The sequence below is a fragment of the Methanosarcina barkeri str. Wiesmoor genome, from assembly GCF_000969985.1.
Classification (GTDB): Archaea; Halobacteriota; Methanosarcinia; order Methanosarcinales; family Methanosarcinaceae; genus Methanosarcina; species Methanosarcina barkeri_B.
Genome location: NZ_CP009526.1, coordinates 88,917 through 112,498, shown reverse-complemented (window position 1 = coordinate 112,498; position 23,582 = coordinate 88,917). Strand labels below are relative to the sequence as shown.

Annotated in this window: 16 protein-coding genes; 1 reads left to right on the top strand and 15 read right to left on the bottom strand. The window is 41.3% G+C overall.

Annotation, left to right across the window (positions count from 1 at the left end; all coding sequences use genetic code 11):
• Positions 1-8 precede the first annotated feature (8 nt).
• From mcrG to mcrB, 4 genes are read right to left on the bottom strand one after another with little or no spacing between them, the layout of a single operon-like run.
• Positions 9-755, bottom strand: coding sequence for a coenzyme-B sulfoethylthiotransferase subunit gamma (gene mcrG / locus MSBRW_RS00570; RefSeq protein WP_011305917.1), 747 nt, complete (start codon positions 753-755; stop codon positions 9-11).
• A 1-nt stretch (position 756) separates the two neighbouring features.
• Complete coding sequence (gene mcrC / locus MSBRW_RS00565) at positions 757-1,377, bottom strand: methyl-coenzyme M reductase I operon protein C (RefSeq protein ID WP_011305918.1); 621 nt, start codon at positions 1,375-1,377, stop codon at positions 757-759.
• Positions 1,378-1,383: 6 nt separating this feature from the next.
• A complete protein-coding gene (gene mcrD, locus MSBRW_RS00560; RefSeq protein ID WP_011305919.1) occupies positions 1,384-1,899 on the bottom strand; it encodes a methyl-coenzyme M reductase operon protein D in 516 nt (171 codons plus the stop codon).
• 24 nt (positions 1,900-1,923) lie between these two features.
• Positions 1,924-3,228, bottom strand: coding sequence for a coenzyme-B sulfoethylthiotransferase subunit beta (gene mcrB, locus MSBRW_RS00555; protein ID WP_011305920.1), 1,305 nt, complete (start codon positions 3,226-3,228; stop codon positions 1,924-1,926).
• A 418-nt stretch (positions 3,229-3,646) separates the two neighbouring features.
• Between mcrB and mmp10 the strand changes: the two genes are divergently transcribed.
• Complete coding sequence (gene mmp10, locus MSBRW_RS00550) at positions 3,647-4,882, top strand: methyl coenzyme M reductase-arginine methyltransferase Mmp10 (protein ID WP_011305921.1); 1,236 nt, start codon at positions 3,647-3,649, stop codon at positions 4,880-4,882.
• 383 nt (positions 4,883-5,265) lie between these two features.
• Here mmp10 and MSBRW_RS00545 read toward each other — a convergent pair whose 3' ends face one another.
• The 11 genes from MSBRW_RS00545 to MSBRW_RS00495 all read right to left on the bottom strand — a co-directional run bounded on the left by MSBRW_RS00545 (position 5,266) and on the right by MSBRW_RS00495 (position 23,573).
• Positions 5,266-8,706: a DNA polymerase II large subunit gene (locus MSBRW_RS00545; RefSeq protein ID WP_011305922.1), complete on the bottom strand. Its 3,441-nt coding sequence runs from the start codon at positions 8,704-8,706 to the stop codon at positions 5,266-5,268.
• A 32-nt stretch (positions 8,707-8,738) separates the two neighbouring features.
• Positions 8,739-8,972, bottom strand: a complete 234-nt coding sequence (locus MSBRW_RS00540; RefSeq protein ID WP_011305923.1) for a hypothetical protein — start codon at positions 8,970-8,972, stop codon at positions 8,739-8,741.
• 375 nt (positions 8,973-9,347) lie between these two features.
• Entirely contained in the window at positions 9,348-10,451 is a 1,104-nt protein-coding gene (locus MSBRW_RS00535) for an L-threonylcarbamoyladenylate synthase (protein WP_011305924.1), read from the bottom strand.
• 49 nt (positions 10,452-10,500) lie between these two features.
• A complete protein-coding gene (gene rbcL / locus MSBRW_RS00530; protein WP_011305925.1) occupies positions 10,501-11,787 on the bottom strand; it encodes a type III ribulose-bisphosphate carboxylase in 1,287 nt (428 codons plus the stop codon).
• Between the two features lie 751 nt (positions 11,788-12,538).
• Positions 12,539-13,651: a DUF1646 family protein gene (locus MSBRW_RS00525; RefSeq protein WP_011305926.1), complete on the bottom strand. Its 1,113-nt coding sequence runs from the start codon at positions 13,649-13,651 to the stop codon at positions 12,539-12,541.
• Positions 13,652-14,359: 708 nt separating this feature from the next.
• A complete protein-coding gene (locus tag MSBRW_RS00520) occupies positions 14,360-15,469 on the bottom strand; it encodes a DUF1646 family protein (protein WP_011305927.1) in 1,110 nt (369 codons plus the stop codon).
• A gap of 1,447 nt (positions 15,470-16,916) precedes the next feature.
• On the bottom strand, positions 16,917-18,026 hold the full coding sequence (locus MSBRW_RS00515) for a DUF1646 family protein (protein WP_011305928.1): 1,110 nt from the start codon (positions 18,024-18,026) through the stop codon (positions 16,917-16,919).
• A gap of 1,366 nt (positions 18,027-19,392) precedes the next feature.
• Positions 19,393-19,890 (bottom strand): Hsp20/alpha crystallin family protein, encoded by a 498-nt coding sequence (locus MSBRW_RS00510; protein ID WP_011305929.1) that lies wholly within the window; start codon positions 19,888-19,890, stop codon positions 19,393-19,395.
• A 54-nt stretch (positions 19,891-19,944) separates the two neighbouring features.
• The gene (hsp20, locus tag MSBRW_RS00505; RefSeq protein ID WP_011305930.1) at positions 19,945-20,472 is read right to left on the bottom strand and encodes an archaeal heat shock protein Hsp20; all 528 of its coding nucleotides are present in this window, start codon (positions 20,470-20,472) and stop codon (positions 19,945-19,947) included.
• Positions 20,473-20,625: 153 nt separating this feature from the next.
• Positions 20,626-22,890 (bottom strand): CDC48 family AAA ATPase, encoded by a 2,265-nt coding sequence (locus MSBRW_RS00500; protein ID WP_011305931.1) that lies wholly within the window; start codon positions 22,888-22,890, stop codon positions 20,626-20,628.
• Positions 22,887-23,573, bottom strand: coding sequence for an ArsR/SmtB family transcription factor (locus MSBRW_RS00495; RefSeq protein WP_011305932.1), 687 nt, complete (start codon positions 23,571-23,573; stop codon positions 22,887-22,889). Before MSBRW_RS00495 ends, MSBRW_RS00500 begins: the two co-directional genes overlap by 4 nt.
• Positions 23,574-23,582 lie beyond the last annotated feature (9 nt).

The window sequence follows — 23,582 nt, the reverse complement described above, 5'->3', positions numbered from 1 at the left end:
TGGTCACCTCATTTCGGCTGGAAACCGAATTTTGTCCTCTGATCGAATATCCTGTGTACCCATTCGACGACTTCTGCATCGTCCCTGAAGGCTACATTGTCCACACGGTAAATGGTGGTTCTCTTTGCAGCTTCTTCGCTGGACATTGGCTTGCCGAGGTCTACTTTCCTGTCGAGTGGAATTGCAACCTGGTCCTTGTCCATTATGATGGTACCGTTTTCGAGTCTTCTCCTGTCGAGCATGTCGAACATTACACCGTCTTCCTGGAGACGGACAGAGTGACCGTGCACAGTTGCACCGCGCACACCTGCAAGTGCGTGGTCAGTGATTTCAGTTTCCATCTGAACCTTTGCGCACTGTTCCATATCTCTTTCACGGGCTTCAACGATCTGACGACCGGAAAGGGTACCTGGGTCTACACCTCTGAAGTTGATTGCTGCAAAATAGGATCTGAAATATGGGGTTGCAGGCGCGTTGTACATTGAGTCAGCAAACTGAATGTACCTTACTCTGTCTCCTGCTGCTGCACCGGGTGTAGCTGCAACATTTTCACGGGTCGAGCATGCGGGCTCTCCCATCTCTGCAAGTGGTGGGTGGGTGCTTGGATAGTCACTCCCTGGGGCGCGGTGCCCGAGAACTGCAGTTAAGTCTTCGTCTGAAATTTCCCTGAGTTTCTCAAGTTTTCCAGACATGTGTTTTCTTCTGTTAGCGGCAACTGATGTTGCGCCTGGATAATATTGTCTTTCGTAAGCCATCTCATGCAACTCCTTTATGATCTTCTAACTGGTCTAATGTAGTCTTGACGTATTTAATGATAAGATTTAGTTTGTCTCTGGGACAGGAGTCACCGCGTGTAACTCCGCTCACCATATCCATCACAATTCCTTTTGTACGAATATCTTCATCCCTTGGCATTACTAATCTCGTCTTTATCCCTGCCTCTGCAAAATCCTCAAAATCTACCGGGATCTGGCTGACTACAATCGCCGGAATATTAGCCTGGCTCAGGATTTCCCTGGTTTTTCTAACCACATGATCCTTGATATTTCCGAGGTGAATCACGGCCAGCTTGTGCATTTCAATCTGTGCTACTTCTACCGGACTCAGTACAAAAGACCCGGTTCTCATACCTGATTCAGGGATTCCGGAACCTGAGTATAGTACCAGCACACTGACCTGAATGTTTTCTTTCCTCATGCCGTATGTGATCTCACATACCGGCTTTGTGATATGTCTCTGGCCGGGACTCATGGCAATAGCTACTACCTCAGCACGGCCGGCTTCCGAGAGAGTACCTCGTTGGGCAAGCCCTCCTCCTTTGCCAAGTCCTGCGCCGCATCGGCAATCAACTACCTGTGTTTCCCGATCAATCATCATACTTTTTCACTCATCTTTGTCCTTATCTTCTTCTTGTTCCTTTTGTTTCTCGATAAAGATGAGCTGGTCTGTCTTGGCTTTAGGGTCTACCATGCCAAGCAACCGAGGGTCTGCTTCAGGACCAAGTTTAGCATAGTCAGTTACAGTAGGCTTTTTCCTGAGGAAATGTCCTTCCCTGAATTCAAAGGGGAATGGGAGCAATTTTTCGCAAACTTCCCTGATCTGTTCTTTAGCTTCGGCGTTTGAAAGTTCAACCCTGATCCTGCCCACACAGATCTTCAATTCGATAACCTGATCTCCAATCTGAATAGGTTTTCTCAGTGGATGTTCCACTTTTTCCCCAGTACCGGGGCCGGCAGACACCCTATCAGGCAGCCTGTTGCCCTGCACCATGACGCGGATTACCCCGTCCACCTTGTAGATTTCGCCCATAAGCTTCTGAGCCGTTTCAGGGGACAGGATTCTACTGGGAAAAATTTCGATTTGAATAGAATCTTCCGTATTTGAAGCAGAGTCTGACATCTTTAGACCTTTTGAGTTATATGTTTAGAGCACTCCTGCAACTGCCTTAATCGGCTCGCGGAATTCTGGTATTGCACCAAACACGTCACCTATCAGGCCGGATGTTGATTCGATTGAGAACATCTGGGTACCTGCATCAAGAGCGACTGCTGCGCATACACAGGGGATTGCGAATCCTCTGGAGTGTCTGGTAACGACGTGGTTACCGTTGAAGACACCAGGCCCACCGCCACCATAAATGGAGTGGCTGAAGAATGAGAACCCTACCGCGGTACCTTCTACTTTACCGTAGTCACATCCCGGGAGACCAGTTTCCTTCTCAAGGATATCATTGAAGTAGAGAAGTGTTGAGGAAACGTTCTGAGCTGCACGGCCTGCACCACAGTTCACAAGAGTGGCTGCAAGAGTACCGACTGCTGCACAGGCATTCCACTTGGGGACGTCGTTTGCTTTATAGAAGTTGTATCCAGAAGGAGCGGTCTTGTCAACGGAGATAATACCAGCTTCAATCGCCCTGCGGACAACGGATTCGATAACGGTTCCAATGGTTCCATCCTTACCGTTTTCCTTAACAATGTCATATAAGAGGTTGTTGGCGTTGAGACCCTGGTATGCAAGACCGAGGAGCTGATGCCTCTCGAACATGCCGACTGCTCCACCCATCTCGAAGATACCAGACTGCTCGTAGATGGAAGAGAGAGCTGATGCGTTCATTGCATTCCGGTTGGAGATTGCTGCAACGTGGTTGGCCATAATGTTCCTGAGGGAAAAGCCAAGACCTTCATTGTTCTGGGGGATGCTGAGAATACCCTGAACCTGACCTCCCATGAGATCCATTGTCTGTGGGTAGCTTCCCCAGACAGCTGATTTTACGATAGGAGCATCATAAGGATCAGTTCCAAACATGTCCATAATAGTCTGGGTGACTGCTGCTGCACCAACTGTTGTTGCGGACATGAAGTCGGCGCCTGCAATAATCCTGGATTTGGGGGACTGGATCAAGAGGCTCTTTCCGCCTTTGACTTTGATAACATTGGTATCGTCGCCTTCATCGACCTGGACGAGTTTTTTAACATTTTCTGCAATTGCATCAGCATTGCCTACAATGTCATAGTTAAGTCCGCGGCCTAAGATTTGACGGCCCTTTCCGCCCATCTTGCCGCTGGCAAGTGCACCCTGAATACCTGCGAGGTTGACTGCAACTGACCTCTTAGTGTCCATGATGATCGATTGAATTGCTGCGTTTCTTGTTGGAGCAAGGCTCATAATGTCGACATTGCTCTCGAGCAGTTTTCCTCTGTCGTCGTAGATGTCTACTGTGTCAGACACTTTAATTTCCTCCTTAATTTATTAAAATCATTTTGGGACTGGTCACCTACTCGAGTGCCTTTGCACTCAATAAATCAAGTACCGCTTTGTTTTTAAGTGTCCACTATTCCCAATGAAATCTCATTCGTTTAGAAGGTACTTAAATCTTTTGTGTTCTCCGATAAATGAATTTATGTATTTTTTTAAAATATAATTTATTAATTTGTAATCTATTTTTATAAAAACATATAAAAAACCGTATCGATCGAAAAATGAATTTTCAACGTACTTAAAGCCTGTCAAAAATACACCAGATTACCCAATAAAAATATTTCTTAGGAAAATGACGAAATGATATTAAATTTATGAATATGTTGTTTTACATCTGAGAGTAATACCAAAAAGATTTAGTAATATCTTGGTAATACGAAAGTTTAATATGGAAGTAGTTGTCGATGTAGGTGGAAATCCAGGGGTAGATTGCAGAGGCTTTTGCAAGTACTGTTATTTCAAAAAGGTTAAAAACGTTCAGCCTCTTGGCTGCAAGTATTGTCTCCCTTTCAAAAAAGGATGTGACTACTGCACACGCAGTGTAAAGGAATCATATTCTGGTTTCAAACCTCTTCAAATAGTACTGGAGGAAACTTCAAGAAAACTCTATTTCGCAAGTGGAGAGGTTAAAAAATTCACTATTAGCGGAGGGGGCGATTTAAGCTGTTATCCTGAACTGAAAGATCTTGTCTCTTTTTTATCTCAGTTCAAGATCCCCATACACCTGGGGTACACAAGCGGAAAAGGTTTCAACAAGCCTGATGATGCTCTTTTTTATATAGACCATGGAGTCACAGAAGTAAGTTTTACAGTCTTTGCGACTGATCCGGTTTTAAGAGCTGAATACATGAAAGATCCGGAACCTGAAGCGTCTATACAGGTTCTACGGGACTTCTGTGCTCATTGTGATGTATACGGAGCGATGGTTATCATTCCGGGAGTAAATGACAGAGAGGTCCTTGATAAAACCCTCAATGATCTTGAAACTATGGGTGTAAAAGGAGCTATTCTAATGAGATTTGCAAACTTTACGGAAAATGGACTTATCCTGAATAACTCCCCTATTATTCCGGGCATAATCCCACAAAACATCCAGGAATTCACAGAGCTGGTGCGTAATTCTGCAGCAAAGCACCCTTCTATGAGGATCACAGGAACCCCGCTTGAAGATCCCTTAATTGGATCTCCTTTTGCTATCAGGAATATACCCGAAGCCCTTGAAAAACTTCCGAGGACAACAAAAAGAGCCACTATTATTACAGGCCAGATAGCAGCTCCAAGAATGAGGGAAATCTTTGAAGCTCTTGGAGGTTCCGTGAATGTTGTCTCCCCAAAAAAAGACATTGGATGCCTCATTACTATTGAAGACCTAAAAAATATGGACCTTTCAGAAGTCAGCGAGACTGTTTTTATCCCGGGGAGGGCTTTTGTTCATGACATGGAAGTCAAAGAGACTTTAAAAAGAGATGGAATTGACAGACTTGTTCGCAGGGGTCCAGAACTTCTTTCCGTAGACGGCGAAATGTCAATAGGCATGAACAAAGAAGAGGTGCTGGAACTGGAAATTAAAAACTTTACCGAACTTATAGGGCAGATTAATTCCCTTGGGCTACCTATAAAATAAACCAGGTTACATTAGATACAGCCTTAATCTGAGTTATTAGATACAGCCTTAATCTGAGTTAAAAAGGTTGAAAATATTAAAAAAATTAGCATGTAGAAGATACAGATAATCAAACAGATAGTATATAAATAACATTGCAATTATATAAACATGTGGAAAATATATAGAAAAATTATCAATTTTAAGAGAGTGGACTTTCCCTATAAGAAACAGTCAAAACCTAAAAAGAGTTTATTTTCGGAAAGAGGATAGGATTATTTACAGTAAAATTAGAGAACTAGTTAATAAACACTTCTGTGTTTTAGGACTCTCAAACTGCCCTGCCTTCTTTCATACAATCAAATTAATTTATTTTAAGTGTTAACATATCGTATTACTAATTTTCAGCGCGCAGATCCAGACATGAAATCTGAAATTCCCAGCTGTTTAACTCTGTGATTCTCGAATAGAGAACATATATCTTTATCCAGAAGTTCAATTCTCTGTTGGGTATAACTAGAAACTCCATACCTTTTCCCAATTTCTTTTGATATCTCAAGATATTTACGGACAGCTCCTTCGTGTACGGTCAGTACTACATTACCGCCACACTTAGGACAGGCCCCAGTTAATGGAGGGCGCCTGAACTTCGCCCCACATTTTATACAGCGCATCCGCTGCCTGGAAAAGGAACGAAGATTTCCAAGAAGATCAGGAAGGAAATGAGACTTGAGGACTCTTTCAGCTACATCCGGAGCATCTACTGCCCTTATTTTGTTAGCAAGAGAAAGTTGAGCCTCCATTTTATCTATCATACTTCCAAGAGTCTTATATGAAGAATTAAGTGGACCTGCAGCAATATCAGAAGTATCATGTGTGAACATAAAATGCTCGTATTGTTCCGGAGTTCCAAGTCGACTACTCACCAGATCCATAATACCTTCAAGCTCTGTAGGATTTTTGATCTCCTGAGTAGCCCTGTAAAACTCCAGAGGATATCTTGCAGGCAAATCTATATTATGTGCTTCCTTGTCCACTTCTTTGGGATCTATTCTTGTAGTAAGTACAAGAGGAGCATCCATTTTTCCACCCCTTTTCTCCGGGAGATAAGCCCTTGAGAAATTAAGGATTCCATCCATGAGTAGCATTACACAATCTTCGTCTCCATCGCAGTTCCTGCGTTTTGAAGCGTGAAAGAAAGGATGAGCATAGCCGACTGAAGCTCTCGTAAATCCTATTAAACGCCCCAGTACGCCTGCGGAGGTATGTGGAGCAAGCCCTATGAGCAGTACGCCTACAAGATCCTGAATTGTTTTGGCATTGTAATAGGGTTCAACTCCATAATATTTCACAAGCAGGTCATCCACATATTGTGCAGTACGCAGCATATACCCGCCCCCATCATAAGAAATCACAAGATCCTGAACCTTCAGGCAGACTATTTGATCATCTCTTTCGAGGGGATTTCCGTAAATGTCTTCCACATAACCGAGTTCCCTGAGTTTAGCTGCTGTTATTCCGATTTCATCAGCCCTGACATGTGTAAGAGGAATATCTGACATATCATAGCGAACAGTCCCGTCCTTAAAAATATAGACATCATGTTTTGCCCTCAAGATCCCCTTTTCCAGGGGTTCGGGAGTCATCTGCCCATTCATGAGCCGTTTTACACCTTTAATGAGGTCCATTTTCTCTCTTTCCCCTACATTCTCAAAAGCCCGCTTGTATATAGAACGGAAATCCAGTTTGACATTTGAAACAGAAGTTGGCTTTCTGCCGCATTTAGGGCAGGTTTCAGAGTTTCGAACCTCAATTTTACAGCGAGGACAGAAGAGTTTGGGACGGGTATACTCTCCGCAATCACAGCGCCAGAAATAAGTCTCTTTCCCACAGGCAGGACATTCCCTGATACCCATCTCCACTTCAATTTCGCCTATTTTTCCATTCATGGAGACCGAATAATTTGAAGCAGATACAAGATTCCGTGTAAGTCCTCCAGCATTACCTATAGGAAAAAGAACCTGAGCTGCAGGAGACATCTTTCTCAGGTTGGCTTTTTCCGGTCTTCCCATTCTTGCCCCTATTCTCGAAGGAGCCCTCGGAAGAACTTTAAATCCACTTAAAAAAGCCGTAGCATTTACCATGTTATCGGTATCAGGCATAGGTGCTTTCTCTTTCAGATGGCAGTCAAGCCCGAGGCAGAGAATAAAAGGAAGAGCTTCTTTAATCAGGATTGTGTCAGCTTTTACCCTGTGAAGTACAAGGAGTTTTTCAAGTATGAGTTTGACACCATTTTCTATACAGGCTTTCAGGGGTAACCTGAGAATTTCGTCTTCAACCGAGAAATTTCCCCTCCCGACTACGAATTTCCTTAAAGCCTCAAATTCAGTTCGATTTATGTCATGCCATAAATACGTAAACTTCGGATGTAGAGGGACATCGTATTCCTCCGCAAGCCTGAGAGCCAGAGCTGACGAAGGATCTTTCAACTCGTCTTCAGGTATTATCTCAGAACAAGCTGCTTCATAGTCGTAACGCCACCATTCAAAAACGTAAGGTGAAGGCATGAGAGGATGGTTGTTTTCCAGGAAATCCCCATAATTAATCAGGATCTCTCCAATATCTACTATTACCTCGACCTGCGAGCGAAGCTCATAAGCTTCCTTTATATCATCTATACGAACAAGGTCTCCGGAATAAAGGCGCACAGTTGGTCCTTCAATTGAGTCTACGGCAGACATAGCTGCAGCCTTTCCAGGCCTTTCAACCTTGAGCTGAGTCCCGTTAGTAATAAAATCATCAAGCAGAACCATAGTAGACGGATTGATCCCGGCAGCCGCAAAAGAAGTATTTCTGGACCGCCCGTAGCGGAGCCTGAACCCTCCTGGCCTTGAAGGATGGGAAAAAACCGGCCTGCCTGCAATCAGGTCTCTTATGTACTTATCCTTCGGCTTAATCTTGTTTTTCTTCTCATCTTCTTCATCGCCTCCGGTTTTTGCACCCCCTATGAGGATATCCAGCCAGTCCCATCCGTCCATATTCAACTTATTAACATGCTTCTTGACTTTGGGGGCTTTAAGGGCGAGCCCCTCAGCAAGCACAAGGCACATTCCCCCTCTTATGCGGTTTGTCCCTATTCTTTCGAGATTTCTGTGACCTTCAACCTCAGCTTCCTCGGTTGGGTCTCCGTCAATACAGACAGGGCAATTCTTGACTATCAGACGGATCTCGTCTTCCGAAGGCATATACTGCAAGCTTGCGACCCTCTTATAAAGAACGATCTCTTCTACATAACGCTCTACTTCCTCAGGTCTTGGCTTATAGCGGTCAATCCCTATCCCACGCCTTACGTAATCACCAACGAGCACGGAAAGAGCCTGGGCTGTTCCACCTGCACTCCGGATAGGCCCGGAATAAAAAATCCGGATATACTCGGAACCATCGTCGTTCTTTCCCAGTTCGACTTTATTAATCCCTTCAATCGGGGCTGCAACCACTCCTTCTGTAATGACGGCCATGGAAACCCGGATCGCAGCTTCAACTGCATCTTTTTTTGTTGCGAAGTTCCCCACTTCTCCTTCTGCGACCTGACGCCCGATTTCGAGAGCACATTCTTCTCTAGACATTTTTTCTTCAAGCACTCGGATCTTTGCGGCTACTCCTTCTACTCCTATAAGGTTCTCCACCCTATCCGCAAGATCTTTAGCAAGGGGAATTTCTACAACGGGCTTTGGGTCACCTCCACGAGCTCGAGCTGTATTTGCAATCTCGATAGCCTTTTTGAGTCTTGCTTCGAGTTCGTCAAAATATTCGTGCATTTCCTTACTTGCAATCGTTTCACCCATTTGAAAGCCCCTTTAAAAAAGAAAAATTGGTATCATCGATTCCTGCGAAGAGATCCAGATGCAAGAATGCTTGAAATTGAAGTTATAAATAGGACAAAAATGCCTGCCCAGATAAGATAGCTCCCTGCCTTCTCCATGCCCAGAACTATTAAAAGCAGGCCTGCAGCCAGCACTACAAGGTTAATTTTGTTTATTTTTTTATTCTGATCTACGACTTTTTTGTAAGCCCGCTTTTTTTCCAGATTTTCCTTTTTCTCGGCGTTCAAAGTTCTTCCCTCTCAAACACTAACTAGTGCATTGATTCCAAAGTATATCATAAATGAATTTTTTGAAAACCACTGAAAGCATGGAAGACACAGAAATCAGTAGTAAAGAGGTGTTTCTTCCGTATTTTCCATGTTTTTCGTAGTCTGTAATATCCAGATCGAGTCACCCTGCTAATGGCTGCGTTTTCCGTGGTACAGAATTCCATATAATTTTAATATTGCTTCATAAGCTGTAATTGTTCTTATTATGTATCTATTTGAGAATCGATACACTAGATCTTCAATTTTGTATCATAGTTGAACTTAAACACTATATCACAATTGAACTTAAACACTGTATTGCAATTGAACTTAAACACTGTACTGCAATTGAACTTAAGCAACAATCTTTATAGAGGACGCCTCTCTCAGTCGGTTGATGAGAGCTTCCCCAAGCCCAGAATGGCTAAAGGACCCATCAGCCACGATTACATCCAGCCCTTTCTTATCAAGCATTCTGAGCCCTTCAAAGAGTTTCCTGGCAGCCACGTCCGGCTCTTCTCTGGGCCCCAGCAAAAGGCATTCATCCGGACTCAGGTTCTTTAAAGCAAGAAGAGGGGCAGTCTCCTTACTGGTTTCTTCACTGAGAAGAAGCCCAACTTTCGCCCCTTCGCTTCTGTAACTTTCAAGTAATTTGACAAGCTGGCCTGAAACCGATTTACCTTCCCCTTCGACAAGCACAACCTTTGTATCAGGGATATAATGTCCGTATTTCTGACCTGCCTTCTTTTCCGACAGATCCGATTTATCCCCATTTTCGCCATTTTTGTATCCGGGCCTAACCTTTCCTATAATACTCTCAAGCTCTTCGAAACTTACGGCTCCGGGCCTGAGCACAACAGGTGGCTCAACAGTCATATCAATTACAGTTGATTCAAGCCCTATGGCAGCCTCCCCTCCGTCAAGAATTGCATCAATCCTGCCTGTAAGATCTGAGATGACATGGGCTGCAAGGCTGGGACTGGGCTTTCCTGACAGGTTGGCACTGGGTGCAGCAAGAGGAGTGCCTGCTCTCTTAATTAAGTCCAGAGGAACTCTGTGGTCAGGCATGCGGACTCCTATTGATTTTAGTCTTCCGGAAGTAATGTCGGGAACAATGTCGTTTTTCTCCAGGATAATCGTAAGAGGGCCAGGCCAGAAAGCATTCATTAGCCTGAAAGCGCTTTCCGGGATATTTCTTGCCACTTTCTCAACATCTTCCCTTGAGTGGACAAGCAGGCTAAGGGGATTTCCAGGAGGGCGCTTTTTTGCCTCAAAAATTTTCATAACTGCCTCGGGGTTCAGGCCGTCAGCTCCAAGACCGTAGACCGTTTCCGTGGGGAAGGCTACAGTCCCACCACGCTTGATAATCGCTGACGCTCTTTCAAGGACAGAATCAAAATTTTCTTCGGAAACCCGAAAAACCAGAGTCTTTACTTTACTTCCGTTTTCTGCCTGCACAGGGGTAAACTCCTTTTCGATTATGATTTTTTGTAGTTCTGTCTCCAGTTTATTTCTTCAGCCACTTATTGATGGCGGCTTCAAGTTCTCTGTGGTTTTTCGCATATTCCTGCAGGCTAACTCCTTCAAGAGATGCTTCGAGTGCCTGTCTGCAAGCAGCGGCTCCAGCTTTTGTTCCCATTGGATGAGCGTGAATCCCACCACCAAATTGCATAATAACATCTCTTCCAAAGATAGTGTACAGGTCAGGAATCATAGTAGGGGCAAGACCTCCGGAAGCAACCGGAAACATGGGCTTCAACCCTCCCCAGTCCTGAGCAAGGACATGCTGGCTTTCATCTGCAGGCACATTGTCTAGCACACACTCGTCACGGAGAGACAGAACCTCGTGTTTTTCTCCGTGCATCTTCCCAACAACCGTACCTATGTGAAGCTGGTCAAGCCCGATCAATCTGCAGAGCTTGGCAACTACAAGCATGCTTATTCCGTGTCGCGGGTTCCTGGTATAGGCTGAATGCATGCATCGGTGAGCGTGGAGAGCTAGTCCTGCATCGTCTGCTTCTTCCCTCAGGGTCTGAAGTGCAGTCCAGCCGGCAGGTACGATGTCGATCATTGCATAGCTGGCACCCAGGTCTTTAAGGATGTTCATGCGGCGGATCATTTCCTTACAGGTAGGGGCAGTAATGTTGCAGAGATACATTTTACGCTCTCCGGTCTCAGATTCTGCCTTTTCTGCAAGCTTCAGGGTAAGTTCAGCTCTTTTTTCAAATTTGTTAAATTTCTGATCCGTAAGGTTCTCATCATCTTTAACAAGGTCGCAGCCTCCTGCAAAGGAATTGTAAGCAACCTCAGCATGTTTTTCGGAGGTTAATCCAACTTTCGGCTTGACAATAGTTCCTATGAGAGGCCTGTCTTGCACACCTGTAAGTTCCCTGATTCCTGACAACCCGAATCCAGGACCTTTGAATTCTCGAAGCATTGACTTCGGGAAAGCTATATCCTGGAGTCTGAGATTGTCAACGATTTTCATACTCAAGATATTTCCTGCAACTGCACTGAGTACCTGCGGAACCGAACCAAGTTCAAAGAGCTCTTCCGAATAAGCTACCCTTACGGTCTGTGCGTCCTCATCCATGTAAAAAACATGTGGCTTTAGCCTGGCTGCAAGTTCGGGACTCAGCGTAGCAATTTCAGTCCAGGAATCTATAGAACTTTCCCCTGCCATATGGGTTGCAGCTTCCTCAAAATTCACTCCTGCTGACGGTTCGATATGAAATTCACAGATAAGATCAGTATCCTTCGGGCTGTAGCCCGCGTCTATATAATCCCTTTGCATTGTTTTCCTCCTTAATGGATAAGTAAACTCCAGATAGTAATTTCCAGAATAAATATATTAGAATACACTAGATAGAATTAAAGTCCTGATTGAAGGAAGTAACTTAACATAAATAAAAACTCGTTTATTTGAGGAATCGAAAAAAGTAGTAGAGTTAATAGCGTAAAAAGAAACAGAAAAACAATAGGATTCAATTTCGACAAAACGTAATTTCGACAAAACGTAATAAACAAAATTAACCATAGTCTTGAGTTATTTAGGAATGATTCAAGTATAATATCGAGGGATTCGTTTCCAAGAATCATTATTAAGATAATGAAATTATGGATCAATTTCTGAACTGCAAATTTGAAGTTATATTTTTATCATTCCTTAATTAAAATAGTGAAGAGCAAAAAGTACTTTCTTCAAATTCAAGGTAAAGTTTACTGACTAGAAAAATTTGGTCACCCTTAAAGATAACACATAATCCATGCATACTGGAATAAGTTAATCCATGCATACTGGAATAAGTATGTGAATATTTGAATAATCACATACTTTGGAGTTGTGTTGTTCTAAAGAGTGCTAAAATCTAGTGGTTTTGCGCTCCACTTCGTGATTTAAGTTATATTTCAGGTTTATTTTTTAGGTTCGGCTTAAATAAATATCTTAGTGCGTCCTTAAGGTTTTTTTCGATTCGTTTGAAACTTTGACTAAGTCGAACTGCTGTACCAGGTAAAACTGTCGGTTAAACGCGCACATTTTGATATCAAATATCGAGTACAAACAGCAAAATGAAATATACGGTCATCGAGACAAGTCCAAGAGGTAATCCAAGCCTTGCCCATTCCTTACTGGTTATACCCAATTTGCTCGCAGAGATGATATTCGGGATATTTCCTGGGATCAACATTCCACCTGATATTAAAAGTCCCATTAGTACGCTTTTTATCTGGAATTCGCTGAGGACAGGCCCTATCTCAGCAGCTGCGAGAGTGGCATTATCAAGGACAGCAGAAACCATGTTAATCCAGTAGAGAGCCATAGACGGGACCTGAATAAAGTACTCGAAAATGATAGGTTTGAATCCTTCCCCGAGCAATACGAGTGCTGCAATAAACACATAAACCTTGACAGCCCTCAGTACAACATCTTTTACAGTCTCGTTATAGTCTGCAACTTCCATTTCATGCTCTTTTGTATCGGCTTTTCCAAGAAAAAACATTCCAACGATACCATAAGCAAGGATACCTGGAATTATATATTTTCCTAGCATATTAAATAAGAACGTGAAATCGGCATGGTAAGGCGCACCGGATAATTTTGAGACCGCAACTGTCGAAAGAGGTTCACCAAGGGGAGTAAGCGCAGCGCCAAGTCCAATTGAAAAACATGCAATAATTGTCAGGTCTATCTTGGATTTTCGTGAGAGAGGCATCGCATTAACCACCTCAACGAGAATAATTGCTGCAAGAATAGCTGACATCACACTTGAAGTAAACCCGAGGACAACAATCAGAATAAAGGCCAGAATCCTGACTGAAAGCATGTCAGTCAACTTTCTGATTGCTTTGTGAATCGGGGCATGCCATTTATAAATAATCAAGCCGACGACAAGCACTATCTGGAATATGCCTATTGGAATGCCAAATATATCCCCAACATGCAGCGGTGCAGTTACTGCCTCTTCGATTATCTCCAAATTCCATCCAGTTTCTACACCCGGAATCTTAGCAAAACCTGATAGGGACATTGCAAGCACTCCGCATATGAAAAGGAATACTTCCAGATTCTCTTCAATAACATGTATTTTAAAAGGCCCTAGCAATACGGCCAGGAATATCACAAGAAATCCAATTAAAACTCCTAGGTCAAGAGCCATTACTTTTTCCTCCTCTGGTAATTTTTAGATTATTGATTGCCTGGGGAGACTTATATACAGGAAAATATTACAAAGCCTCGAATATTTGGTCATTAAAATGACCTACTTTATTATATATTAACCTATAATACACCATTCAATAATATATTTATTCCGTTCATACTCGATTTAACGTCCTTGAAGCTGAAAAAAATCAAGCTTACTCTACAGATGACTTTGGATGAAAATTGATATTCAAGCTTGAAGAAAATGTTTCTTTACATCGTAATCAACATTGCAAACCGTATACAAGGATTATAAGCAAGTTGTCAAGGCTAATTTCCTTTAATAAAGTCAGCAGAAAAGGTAAGAAGGAAATAATAATCAGGCTCTGGAGAGTTTACTCCAGTTGTCATTCCAACCAGGGGATTTCGGAATCTATCTGGTAACAATTATAGAAAAATGCCTAATGAAATATGGATGCGTTTAGAGAAATAATAATTTGCATAAAACGCACATGAAATTATTCTAAATTCCAAGCACAAAAATATGAAAGTACTTGAAAGCACTTTCATGCTAAATATAATAAAAGTGTAACTGATTCTTTAAAGTTCTTACCGTTTAAAGGATTTTATCGAGATTCGATTTCAAGATCCAGTAATTTTATTTTTAAATTTATCACTGGATCTTGAAATTTAATCCTATTTACAATGATGGGCAAATATAAGTTTAGATCCCAAGCACAAAGACAACAGCGAAATAGATAGCCATCGTGACAATACCCATGGGTAATCCAAGTCTTGCCCATTCTTTGCTGGTTATACCAAGTTTACCCGCAGAGATGATGTTCGGAATATTTCCTGGGATCAGCATTCCGCCTGAAACTAAAAGTCCCATAAGGATGCTCTTTATCTGTATTTCACTCATAGCAGGTCCGATCTCAGCGGCTGCCAGAGTGGCGTTATCCAGAATAGCAGAGACCATGTTAACCCAGTAAAGTACCATGGAAGGTATTTTTATGAAGTACTCGACTATGATAGGCTTGAAACCGTCTCCGAGAAACGTCAGAGCCATAATAAACAGATAGACCTTAACAGCTCTCATTATGACATCTTTCAAAGTCTCGCTATAATCTTCGGCTTTTCCCTGGACTTTCATATCAACTTTTCCAAGGAAGAACATTCCAACAAAACCAAAAACAAAGATGCCTGGAATGATATATTTACTCAGCATGTTAAATAAGAAATAGAAATCAGCATTGTAAGGTTCACCAGATAATTTTGAGACAGCGATCGTCGAAAGAGGTTCACCAAGAGGAGTAAGAGCAGCGCCAAGACCGATTGAGAAACATGCAATAACTGTCAGGTCGATCTTGGATTTTCGTGAGATAGGCAATGCATTAACTACCTCAACAAGAATGATTGCAGCAAGAATAGCAGATATTACACTGGAAGATAGACCAAGCACAACAATAAGAACAAAAGCCATAACTTTAAGAGAAAGTGCTGCAGCTACTTTCCGGATTGCATTTTGAATCGGCTCATGCCACTTATAGATAATTAAACCGACAACAAGCACTATCTGGAATATGCCTATTGGAATGCCGCCAATATTTAAAGCATTAAGCGGCGAAGTTAATGCTTCTTCAATTATTTCCATTCTCCAGCCTGTTTCGGTACCTGGAATTGTGACAAAACCCGAGATGGTCATTGCCGCTATTCCACAGACAAAAAGGAATACCTCCAGATTTTCCTCAATAACTCTTATTTTAAAAGGGCCGAACAGTACGGCAATAAATATTACAAGAAACCCAGCTAAAATTCCTGGTTCAAGAGCCATTACTTTTTCCTCCTTTATTAGTTTAGACCACAAAGTCTGAATAACCTACTGTTAGTTTAACCACAAAGTCTGAATAACCTGGTTAAACAGCGTTAGAGCCTAGAATGTTTTCGTCTTATAAAGACTTGCTCTATTTATTCTTTGGTAATATATTAGTTTTTAATATTCAATTTAATTTTTATATTTTTTACAAATAAAATTTATTTACTTATTGAAATAGACTTTGACCATAATGCATTTTTATTAGATACAGAAATTACTTTCGGTCCAAAGTTTGGAGAAATCATATAGCTTCGCGCTGGTTTATCTGTCAAGTAAACTTATTGAATTGTTTTATATATAAAAGTAGACATTAAGTACAAAAATTTTAGTTCAAATAGACTCAAAACTCCGAAATGTATGCATTCATACAAAAGTAGAATTTATTTGCCTATTTGTCTAATATTAGTTTATAATGACTAGATGGATATTTAAAATAGTATTTGAATTTTAAAATTATATGTCATTTTTGTGTATGTATACGGGAAGTTGGGATAAAAGAAGAAACGATGTATATTTTTTAACATGGTTTTAGAATTAAAGATTAGATCGTTTTCTATATTTAATAAATTTCAATCACACCCCCTTAAAAAAGCTGTTTCAGGTTGCTGACAGAGGCAAGTTTGTCTTTTATTTTTATCGCGTTTAGGAAGCTTTTAGCCGGAGAATGAATTGTGTAGTAGGCTTCTTAGAAAGAAGAAAAAGCCCTGTTAATTAAGAGAAAAACACAATTAAAGCCTGAATGACATTCCGAGAAAAAATATAAAGGACTTCATACGTCTTCGGTTAAGTGAGAAATCATGACAAATTGCAGCAATGCCCTAGCGCTTGTAAAATATTTTAATAAATTACGAGCTGTAACAGGGTATCGATTTCATGTAAACAGGCCAAAATTTAAGTCTGGCTTCTAATGCAAAATCGATAGCTTTCAGGCAAGAAAATTCCTTAACCGATGACCAATGTAAAGGACTTAAGTTGAGCACCGGAATCAATAACTAAAAAACAGAAAATTAGAAATCAGATATTGATGCCTGATCACGAGAATAGAAAAGTTGTAATTGAAAACAGCACTGGAGAGCTCAACTGAATAAATGGTATGTTCTTCAAATTCAAGGGAGAGTTTTTAATTAAAAATATGAGAACTCTGGCAGACTTAAGAAGTAAGATCAATTCTTTTATGTGTTTTTCAATTAAGTTTAATGCCAACTATATAAAGGGACACCAGATTCTCAAATTTCCAGAAAATATTTGAAATTCGTTCCCATAGAATTTGAAGAGAAAGCTGTAAGATATAATTTATATTTTTTTGAAAGGTTTGACTCAGTTCCAAAACCCAATGATTTAACACATACTTTCTTCACTGAATCCTGAAACTGAATCTAGTTATACTCAGGGGTAATTTTTGAATTTAAATTCCAAGCACAAAGATGGTGACAAAAAAGATAGCCATCGTGATGAGTCCCATTGGGATTCCAAGCCTTGCCCATTCTTTGCTGGTTATACCAAGTTTACCCGCAGAGATGATGTTCGGAATATTTCCTGGGATCAGCATTCCGCCTGAAACTAAAAGCCCCATAAGAATGCATTTTATCTGTATTTCAGTCATAGCAGGTCCGATCTCAGCGGCTGCCAGAGTGGCGTTATCCAGAATAGCAGAGACCATGTTAACCCAGTAAAGTACCATGGAAGGTATTTTTATGAAGTACTCAACTATGATAGGCTTGAAACCATCTCCGAGAAACGTCAGAGCCATAATAAACAGATAGACCTTAACAGCTCTCATTATGACATCTTTCAAAGTCTCGCTATAATCTTCGGCTTTTCCCTGGACTTTCATATCAACTTTTCCAAGGAAGAACATCCCAACAACACCGTAGACAAAGATGCCTGGAATGATATATTTACCCAGCATATCAAACAAGAACATGAAATCTGCATGGTAAGGTTCACCGGAAAGTTTTGAGATAGCGATTGTCGAAAGAGGTTCACCAAGAGGAGTAAGAGCAGCGCCAAGACCAATTGAGAAACATGCAATAACTGTCAGGTCAATCTTGGATTTTCGTGAGATAGGCAATGCATTAACCACCTCAACAAGAATGATTGCAGCAAGAATGGCTGACATTACGCTGGAAAACATACCAAGCACAACAATAAGAGCAAAAGCCATAACTTTAAGAGAAAGTGCTGCAGCTACTTTCCGGATTGCATTTTGAATCGGCTCATGCCATTTATAGATAATCAAACCGACAACAAGCACTATCTGGAATATGCCTATTGGAATGCCGCCAATATTTAAAGCATTAAGCGGCGAAGTTAATGCTTCTTCAATTATTTCCATTCTCCAGCCTGTTTCTGTACCTGGAATTGTGACAAAACCCGAGATGGTCATTGCCGCTATTCCACAGACAAAAAGGAATACCTCCAGATTTTCCTCAATAATTTTTATTTTAAACGGGCCGAGCAGTACGGCAATAAATATTACAAGAAACCCAGCTAAAATTCCTGGTTCTAGACCCATTAATTTTTCCTCCTTTACTATTTAGTATATAGTGGCCTATAGTGTTCACAGTAAAGTAAGCCTGTAGACTACGCTGTATACATTTGAACCCTCTAAACAGCCTAATGCTCTGTTTTAGAGGGATAAAATAGTTGATCAATACGTAAACATAACAAGTATACTGTTTATTGATGAGTAAAATCATTAATTGTGAGCACTGTAGATTACAGAATTTCTGGAAATTAACTAATAAATTAGCTAATGTTAAACATTGAAAAGCCCCGAATTCTTTAGCTTTACAAAGGCCTTCTATATTTTTCCATAGATTAATTCAATATCCATACTTGTGAGAAAGATTTTCAATTTGCTTTCCAAACGGAAGCCTTACCTAAGATATATTTGGCTCTTGAATAGGATATTTTGATCTTAGATTTATGAGATAATGTTTTATTGCCTCATAAAAGACAACAAATTTATTTCTGTCAATTTTATCTTTCTTACTCGCATAATATTGAGTTATTCTATTGAGAAGCCATCTACGTTTTCTAGCTATGCATGGTTATCCAGTACCTGACGCACAAGACTAATACCGGTTTTAAGAGTAGAGGAGTCAAGTTCCTCTAGCCAGATAATGCCTTGAGCTTCCTTCCTCGGCTACACATGCTCATTATTTCGGGACTACAGGTTTCCTGTTAAACAATCATGCGTATATATTTTTTGCTTTCGTTCATGCCAAAAGTACAACCAATTATACAAAAGTCCACAATTATAAAATATGTTACATAAAGCCACAAATTTTTTAGTTTTATTTTTTACAACCAATCGAATCATTTTTATACTATTTTAGGGGATGCTTTATTTAAATAGATATATATTATTTAACTTATAATATAGTACTATGATTTAAGATCGGTTATTGTTGACAGACTCAATATCCGGATTAAGAAATAGGGTATTGATATGGTGTATGAAAAGATATTACAAAAGCACACTATATTAATATGACAAAATTCAAAATAAGGGCGACTCATAAAATAAGACACAAAATAGTCAGGTAAAATTAAAAACAATAAGAGAAAGTAAAAACAATAAGAGAAAGTTAAAAACAAAAGGGTAAAGAATATTAAAGTTATTAAAAAAGTGTGCACATAAATAGAATATACAAATAGCATGCGTTTAACAGTTCAACTTCGCCTTAGACAACAGTTATTTTTTTGTCTACAAAGAGTTCTGCACACTATCTGTTTTCAACTACTATTCGATGTGTAATTATCGGGACTTAAGATTAATCATTTCTAACTACAATTTTCAAACCGTTTTTTCATTATACTTTTGTACTTAACTCTTCAAGATCTTCGAATCGCTAAGATCTTCAAGCCCATTTGCATCAGTTAATTTCGATTTCAACGGGCATTTCTTCAGTACACCGCTTGAAAGTAACCTCAAGTACTCCGTTTTTATAGCTAGCTTTTGCACTCTTAGGATCCACACGGGCAGGAAGCTCTATGTCCTGAGAGTATTCGGAAGCTCCAAGAATCCTGATTTCAAGATTTTGAGCAGTCGCATGCAGAAGGAGATCTTCCTTTTCGATTTCCGGGATTTCGGCAAGTACATGTATTAGTTCTTCGCTTTCAAAGATATCAATTAAAGGGTCTCTTATTTCGGAGGGGAATGGATTTTCTTCATCCTCAGAATTTTCCGAAATATTTCCAAACTCTCGGAGTTCGGGGTCTTCCCCCGGGCGACGAATGATAGAAAATCCGTATACGAAGGGGACGGACTCTCCCATATCTTCCAGGAGGGCTTCGATCATTTCTTCCAGGTTGTCAAAAAGTTCAGATCCAAACTCTTCAAAGAAATCCTTTCTTTTTCTTATGCCCACCATTATTACCTCTGCTTTTCCTCGTGCTGTTACACCTAAAGTGCAATTTCCAGTAAGTCACTCAATATTTATTGAGGTTTGGGAACTGGATTCCAGCCTCTTAAAGGTAACTTCCAGCACACCATTTTTGTATGTAGCTTTCGCACTCTGGGGGTCAACCTTTACGGGCAGTTCCACACGTTCGGAATATTTTGGATTCCCATTTATTGTTTCGATGTCAAGTATTAAATCAGTTGCGTTTAATCTAATATCTTCTTTCTCGATGCCTGGAATCTCGGCAATCACATGAACCTCCTCTTCAGTTTCCAGTACATCAATCAGGGGTTTTCTTGTATCAAGATAACACTTTTCTTCGGTCTCGGTATGCTCAAACATAGGAATATTCCCAAATTCACGAATTTCAGGTTCTTCTCCTGGTCTCTGGGTTAAAGAAAATCCATAGATGAAAGGATCCTGCCCGAAATTTTCCATACTCATACCCATTGCCCTGTTAAGACGCTCGAACATTTCGTCCACGTCCTTAGCCGGGTCAATTCCGAAGATTTCATCGAAAAAATTTCTCCTTCTTTTACTGTCTCTGTCCATATAATTACCCCGTTATTAATTTATCCATTGATAACTCGTTATTAAGTGAATATATTAAATCAACTAGCATAAATCAGTCATTATTTCTTTTCAGTAATTCCTGAATTTTTAATAATAAAAAGCCGGGAGTTACCGGCTTATAAGGAAGTGAGCTTACTGAGCCTGAAAGAAATCCGGAACATTTTCATGTTCGAGTTCTTTTTCCTGTTCTTCAGCCTCGGGAGCTTCTTCTTCAAATTCAGTTGCGTATTTAGCAAAGAGTTCAGCACTCCGTTCATAAGCCGCAAGGCTTTCCCTGGATGTTGTAGGCTTTACACGGCGGATTGCACGTTCAAAGTGCTTCTTTGAAATTATGACTTCTCCTGCCCGTTTCTCGATATCCTTTCTGCTAGCTCCTGGGGTAACTATTTCCCTCAGGGCCAGCATCGCAGCCTCTCTGCAAATACCCTCGATGTCTGCTCCCACATACCCTTCAGTCATATCAGCAAGCTCAGAAAGATTTACATCTTCTGCAAGGGGTTTTCCCTGCGTATGGATCTCAAAGATCTTTTCCCTGCTTATGTTATCTGGTGGCTTGATATAGATGAGCCTGTCAAAGCGGCCAGGTCTGAGAAGCGCAGGGTCTACCATATCAGGCCGGTTTGTGGCCGCAACAATAATTACATCCTTGAGTTCCTCTACTCCATCCAATTCAGTGAGGATCTGACTGACAACTCTTTCGGATACATGCGTATCTGAAACAGAACTTCTTTGAGGGGCAATTGAATCGATTTCGTCAAAGAAGACAACAGTCGGTGCAGCCTGTTTGGCTTTCCTAAAGGTTTCCCTAACCGCACGCTCGGATTCTCCCACATACTTGCTGAGAAGTTCTGGACCTTTAATGCTAATGAAATTGGCTTCGCTTTCACTGGCAACGGCCTTTGCAAGCAAGGTTTTACCTGTACCCGGGGGCCCAAATAATAATACGCCTCTGGGAGGTTTTATATTGATACTGCTAAAGAGTTCAGGATACTTCAGGGGCCACTCAACAGCCTCAATAAGTTCCTGCTTTGCATTTTCAAGTCCTCCGATATCCTCCCATCCTACATGCGGAACCTCAACATAAACTTCCCTCATTGCAGACGGCTCGATATTCTTCAGAGCTTCCTTGAAATCATCTTTGGTGACCACTAGTTTATCAAGAATTTCCTGTGGAATTTCGTCTTCTTCGATATCGATTTCAGGAGTTATCCTTCTGAGAGCATGCATTGCTGCTTCTTTACAGAGAGAAGACAGATCAGCGCCTACAAACCCATGAGTTACATCTGCAATTTCACTAAGGCTTACATCCTGAATAGGCATACCTCTGGTGTGAATGAGAAGAATCTGCTTCCTGCCATTCCGATCGGGAATTCCGATTTCTATTTCCCTGTCAAATCTTCCGCCACGGCGGAGAGCTTCATCTATTGAGTTCGGGCGGTTTGTGGCAGCAATTACAACTACTTCGCCTCTGGAGTTTAGCCCGTCCATAAGTGAGAGCAACTGGGCAACTACTCTGCGTTCCAGTTCGCCTGTGACTTCACCGCGCTTGGGGGCTATGGAATCGATCTCGTCTATAAAGATGATGGAAGGTGCTTCCTTTTCGGCTTCCTCGAAAATCTCGCGAAGCTTCTGCTCGCTTTCTCCGTAATACTTGGAAACGATTTCAGGACCGCTAATAGTAATGAAATTTGCATCGGTTTCACTTGCAACTGCCTTTGCAATCAGTGTTTTGCCCGTGCCTGGAGGTCCATGAAGCAGTACACCTTTAGGGGGCTCAATTCCAAGCTTCTGGAAGAGTTCAGGATGTCTCAAAGGCAACTCAATCATTTCTCTGACCAGTTGAATTTCCCTTCTAAGCCCACCGATATCCTCATATGAAATGCCTTCTGGAACCCGGATCTCCTCAGCTGATTTTTCCTTGATGACGATATCAGTATCTTTAGTGACAACAACAGGTCCTGCAGGTCTTGTAGATGCAACTACGAAAGTCAAAGGGTTATTTACAGTTTCCACCCTGATCTGCTGACCTTTGTTCAAAGGTCTCCCCTCAATAATTCTAAGGATGTAGTGAGCCCCTCCAACAAGTCTTACAGGCTGAGAAGGAGCAAGGGTAACTCTCTGAGCGTTTTTTGCCTGGACTTTCTGGATTGTAACCCTGTCATCAATCCCAACTTTGGCATTACTGCGCAAGTTTCCGTCAATCCGGATCCGATTTTCCTGTTCACGCTCCACATTTGGCCAGACAATTGCATAGGTCTTTGCTCTCCCTGAAATCTCAATTATGTCCCCGCTTACAAGCCCCATCTGCTGCATCAAGCGAGTGTCAATTCTTGCAATTCCCCTGCCCACGTCCTTATGATAAGCTTCAGCAACTCTCAAATTAATTTCTTCAATCATTCGTTCTCAACTCCGGTCTCACGGATTTTCCAGTAATACTGGTTATTTTTGATACCATACTCAATAAACCCCCTCTTTGTGAGGTCTATCAGGTTAGCGTTAACAATACTTGGGTGCAAGCGCAGGTTGTAACAGAGGGTAGCGAGAGTGGTTTCATTTTTCAGAAGTTCAAACAGGAGCTCACACTCTACCGGGTTCCTGGCTATTTCTTCAATTGAGTCCAGACAACGGTCCATAGCTTCTGTGTACTCAACCTGAAGCTGCTGTTGCATCTGTGCAAGTTCTTCGTGCCTTTTTTTGAGTTCCTTAAGCCTGTTGCTCAATTTAAGAAAGAAAGACGAAGATTCTTCCCCTGAAGGAATCTCCTTTTCCACAGGATTCTCTTCTTTATTTCCCCTGTCAAAAGTAACATCCTGAAGTGTTACTGTATAGGCATAAGGGGATACTGACACTTCAAGCCGCATATTGTTTGCGATGTTGAAGTACTTACGCCTCTGTTCATCCACACTGCATTCTATAAGTCCTGCCTGCTCAAGCAGGCCTAGATGACTTATTATGGCTTTTGGCCCTACTCCCAACCTGCTAGAGATCTCACTGACATAGCAGGGACGGTTGGCAAGAAGCTGAATGATCTTCCTGCGATTTTCATTCCCCAGAATGTCAAGTAATTTTGCCGGGTCCATTATTTTCCT

What these genes read in the sequence shown, in the direction of transcription:
- mcrG (WP_011305917.1), bottom strand. Translation starts at nt 755, where the DNA reads ATGGCTTACGAAAGACAATATTATCCAGGCGCAACATCAGTTGCCGCT.
- mcrC (WP_011305918.1), bottom strand. Translation starts at nt 1,377, where the DNA reads ATGATGATTGATCGGGAAACACAGGTAGTTGATTGCCGATGCGGCGCA.
- mcrD (WP_011305919.1), bottom strand. Translation starts at nt 1,899, where the DNA reads ATGTCAGACTCTGCTTCAAATACGGAAGATTCTATTCAAATCGAAATT.
- mmp10 (WP_011305921.1), top strand. Translation starts at nt 3,647, where the DNA reads ATGGAAGTAGTTGTCGATGTAGGTGGAAATCCAGGGGTAGATTGCAGA.
- MSBRW_RS00545 (WP_011305922.1), bottom strand. Translation starts at nt 8,706, where the DNA reads ATGGGTGAAACGATTGCAAGTAAGGAAATGCACGAATATTTTGACGAA.
- rbcL (WP_011305925.1), bottom strand. Translation starts at nt 11,787, where the DNA reads ATGCAAAGGGATTATATAGACGCGGGCTACAGCCCGAAGGATACTGAT.
- MSBRW_RS00525 (WP_011305926.1), bottom strand. Translation starts at nt 13,651, where the DNA reads ATGGCTCTTGACCTAGGAGTTTTAATTGGATTTCTTGTGATATTCCTG.
- MSBRW_RS00520 (WP_011305927.1), bottom strand. Translation starts at nt 15,469, where the DNA reads ATGGCTCTTGAACCAGGAATTTTAGCTGGGTTTCTTGTAATATTTATT.
- MSBRW_RS00515 (WP_011305928.1), bottom strand. Translation starts at nt 18,026, where the DNA reads ATGGGTCTAGAACCAGGAATTTTAGCTGGGTTTCTTGTAATATTTATT.
- MSBRW_RS00510 (WP_011305929.1), bottom strand. Translation starts at nt 19,890, where the DNA reads ATGGTGGGCATAAGAAAAAGAAAGGATTTCTTTGAAGAGTTTGGATCT.
- hsp20 (WP_011305930.1), bottom strand. Translation starts at nt 20,472, where the DNA reads ATGGACAGAGACAGTAAAAGAAGGAGAAATTTTTTCGATGAAATCTTC.
- MSBRW_RS00500 (WP_011305931.1), bottom strand. Translation starts at nt 22,890, where the DNA reads ATGATTGAAGAAATTAATTTGAGAGTTGCTGAAGCTTATCATAAGGAC.
- MSBRW_RS00495 (WP_011305932.1), bottom strand. Translation starts at nt 23,573, where the DNA reads ATGGACCCGGCAAAATTACTTGACATTCTGGGGAATGAAAATCGCAGG.